The sequence below is a fragment of the Leuconostoc sp. genome, from assembly GCF_965300815.1.
Genome location: NZ_CBDKZH010000118.1, coordinates 1 through 3,875 on the forward strand (window position 1 = coordinate 1; position 3,875 = coordinate 3,875).

At 43.8% G+C, this 3,875-nt stretch carries 4 protein-coding genes; 3 read left to right on the plus strand and 1 reads right to left on the minus strand.

All coding sequences use genetic code 11. From position 1 onward, the window contains the following. Nucleotides 1-40: 40 nt before the first annotated feature. Entirely contained in the window at nt 41-271 is a 231-nt protein-coding gene (gene nrdH, locus ACW12G_RS06885) for a glutaredoxin-like protein NrdH (protein WP_029508861.1), read from the minus strand. A 437-nt stretch (nt 272-708) separates the two neighbouring features. Between nrdH and ACW12G_RS06890 the strand changes: the two genes are divergently transcribed. The 3 genes from ACW12G_RS06890 to hflX form a co-directional block, all read left to right on the plus strand. After that, nucleotides 709-2,103, plus strand: coding sequence for a hemolysin family protein (locus ACW12G_RS06890; protein ID WP_029509465.1), 1,395 nt, complete (start codon nt 709-711; stop codon nt 2,101-2,103). A 131-nt stretch (nt 2,104-2,234) separates the two neighbouring features. Further along, nucleotides 2,235-2,900: a histidine phosphatase family protein gene (locus ACW12G_RS06895; protein WP_147000950.1), complete on the plus strand. Its 666-nt coding sequence runs from the start codon at nt 2,235-2,237 to the stop codon at nt 2,898-2,900. A 198-nt stretch (nt 2,901-3,098) separates the two neighbouring features. Further along, nucleotides 3,099-3,875 (plus strand): GTPase HflX (hflX, locus tag ACW12G_RS06900; protein WP_455647594.1); only part of this gene is annotated, 777 nt, incomplete at its 3' end.

Consider the following 3,875-nt stretch of genomic DNA (forward strand, 5'->3'; position numbering starts at 1 on the left):
TTGACTTCCGCCTTTGGTCTTCATTCATTAATGGCTTAAATTAAGCTGAAATCTTTTTGAGTACGTCTGGGCGGAAACCAGAAAACTTTGGCATGCCCTCAATGGCGACAACTGGTGTTTGTCGGAACCCGTCAGCCTTTAACGTTTCCACATACGCCACTTCTTCTTCAATGTTGATTTCCTTAAAGGGGATACCTTGCGCTGACAAGAATTTCTTCGTCATTTTGCATTGTACGCAGTTATATTTTGTATAGACAGTTACTTTTTCCATAATCGTTGCCTCAATCTTTTGTCTTAATTGTTATTGCTAGTTTACCCTCTTTTGGAAATTAAACAAGGACAATATACGTCTTCACAAACAGTTGTTCGACACGAGACAATGTTAGCAATTGTTTGCCGAGAAAAATGATTTTAAATTTCACAAACTTATTTTTTGTGCGTGAAAAACCCCGATTTATCAACGATTATGCCAATTTCACCACAAATGAAACCATCACAAAAAACTTAGAAAACACGTCAAAAGTGCCAGTTTTCGCGCATCATGGCCTTTCGTACGCAGCGACCTACTTGACAACAAGCGAAAATGTGTTCGTTTCTGATAATACTAGCCGCACGTTCCCTGCCCGCTCCGCCCGAGTCTCATTTTTATTTCATGGTGTTTTCTGGTATAATACCGTGTAGTATACATAAGAAAAGAGGTTTACGACTTTGGATTCTGGTCCGTCTATGCTCCTTAACTTTGTCATTATTGTTTTGGTGCTGTTACTTGCTATTTTGTTCACGTTAACAGAATACTCTTTGGTTAAAGTACGTTTGAGTGCGCTCCGCGATTTGCAAGAAAATCGTGAAAAGCCTTCACGTAATATTGAGCACGCCATTTATATGGCATCGCATTTAACTGAATATCTATCGACTGCACAAGTCGGTATTACACTTACGAGTTTGATTTTAGGTTGGATTGGTGAAGAGACAGTCGCCGAAATCATTCTAAAGACCGGTTTGATTCCAGCAGAATATTCTGGCGTTGTGTCGTCAGTCTCTGCCATGATTATTTTCACGGTCGTGCATGCGGTGTTTACCGATTTGGTACCGAAAAACATCGCGATTGAAGAACCCATTAAGGTCTTAATGCTGATCGTTCGTCCTGTGCGTTTCTTCCACATTCTGCTGTTCCCGTTGATTTGGACATTGGATCATCTATCAAATATGATCACCCACATGTTGGGCTTCCGTACGGATGGCGAAGAAGACATTTATTCACAAACTGAAATTCTCTCACTGTCACGTAATGCCGCCGCTGCTGGTGAGCTGGACGAAGAAGATTTGACGTTTATGAAGCGCGCCTTTGAGATGAACGATAAGGTTGCCGTGGATATCATGATTGATCGCACATCAATGACTGCTATTGATGTCACAACAACAATCGCTGATGCCATCAATCTTTACCTACAAGATCGTTACTCACGTTTCCCAGTCATTGCTGACAATGACAAGGATAAAGTGTTAGGTTATGTCTTTATCTATGACCTCTTGCGTCAATCTCGCATTAACGATCAAGATACGGTCGCTAAAATCATGCGTGATATTCCAGCCGTCCCTGAAAATATGGACTTGCACGATGTCATGGATGAAATGATTATCAAGCGTTCGCCGATCGCCATTGTCGTGGACGAATACGGTGGTACCAGTGGTATGATCACGGATAAGGATATTTACGAAGAACTTTTCGGTACGGTCCGTGATGAAATCGATGACGTCTCAGATGATTACATCGAAAAGCTTGGTGATCACCGTTATAAAGTCTCTGGTAAAATGACCCTTTATGACTTTGAACGTTACTTCAACAAGAAGATTAAAGAACTTGAAGAAGACGAAGCGGTGACTTTGACCGGTTATGTCTTAAATCACGACCCTGAATTTAGAGCTGGTGACACGATGCAAGTGGCCAACTTCAAATTAACGGCCTTGGATTATGACAATGCCTACATTTCAGAATTTATTGTCCAAGAGTTACCAACACCAAAACAAGACTTAAATCATAATGGCATCTTCGACGAAGATGAAAAAGATGACAAGTCAAATACAGCGGATTCACCCGCTTAATGACAAGACCGCGTTTGCGGTCTTTTTTGGTGTCTGGCATTTTATGTTAGAATGGAGATAATAACCATTTAGGAGGCAATTGTAGCGTATTGCGGAACGACCGTTCAAGATAATGCCCTACAACTATTACTATGTCAATTAACGTCTATATTGTCCGTCACGGCGAAACTTACTTCAACTTCTTACACCGTTTTCAAGGTTGGTCTGATGCCCCCCTCACCCCAAAAGGGATCGAACATGGCTTGAATGCCGGTAAGCGACTGGCTAACATTCATTTTGATGGCGCTTACTCATCTGATTTGACTCGTGCCATTCATACCGCACGTTACATTTTGAAAAATAATACGGCAGAATCACCAGAGGAACCGACGCAACTCTTTGATTTCCGTGAACAGTTCTTTGGGTCGTTTGAAGGGATTAACGGTGAAACAGTGACCACTACGCTCACTGCTTTCAAAGACACACCCTTTGAGACTTACACAAACTTGATTACCATCTACGGCATGGCTGATGCGATGGACACCATCCGTCAAGCAGACCCTTATCACTTCGCCGAAGACGACGAACAATGGTGGACGCGTGTTTCACGTGGGTTTAATGATATTCGCTTCCGTCATAAAGACGGCGATAACGTCCTCATTGTGTCACACGGCACAACAATTCGTGGGATTGCCGAAAAGTTTGGCCGCCATGATTTCGCCAGTGAACCCGTTAAAAACGGGGCGGTCATGCAGCTCGAACTGGACCCCCATGACGCCAAAATCGTCCGTTTTAACGATGATACGACGGTCTTTTAATAGACAGTTTCGCAAAAAACTGTTACACTATCAGTAGTCTAAATAAAGGAAGTGCAATCAATTGTCAAACGAATTTTAAGATCCCGTAGATAAGAGTAGAGTCTCTATTTTTATGTGCACATCTTGAGATTGGTCAGCAATTTTGCCCTCGACACGTAAAATGCCCCCAGTCTCGCTATTCTCTGGAGGTATTTTTTTATGACAGAACAACACATTAACGCCCAAGACCCACGTAAGGTCTTTCTGGTTGGCCTCACAACGAGCCAAGCGAATTTGACCTATGAACTCGAAGAACTTGCCAATCTGGCAAAAGCCAATAATTTGGTACCAGTGGAAACATTTACCCAAAAGCTGGAACGACCAAACCCTGCTACTTACTTTGGTAAGGGAAAAGTGGAAGAATTAGCGGAAGCCGCCAAGACTTACGAAGTGGATATGATTGTTGCCAACGATGAGTTATCCCCATCCCAAATTCGCAACTTAGAAAAGTTAACCAACACAACGGTGCTGGATCGCACGGGGCTGATTCTAGATATTTTCGCCCAACGCGCCCAAACTAAGGAAGCGAAGTTACAAGTGCAACTGGCTCGCTTGCAGTACCAACTCCCCCGCTTGCGGACAAGTATGTCTGTGAGCCTTGATCAGCAAACTGGTGCTGGTGGTGGCGGCTTTACGTCACGTGGTTCGGGTGAAACGAAGCTCGAAGAATCACGCCGTCGGATTACGTCTCAGATGGTGCGAATTCGCCAAGAACTCGCCGAGTTATCTAAAGGCACGTCAACACGTTCAGCTAAGCGGACAACCAACGAATTGGCCAACGTCGCCTTGGTGGGTTATACCAACGCTGGTAAATCCACGTTGATGAACCGCCTGCTCGCGCGCTTTGGCGTCGGTGCGGACACGGACGATACCAAGCAAGTCTTTGAAAAAGATATGTTGTTTGCCACGTTAACCACGACCGTTCGCCAATTGACG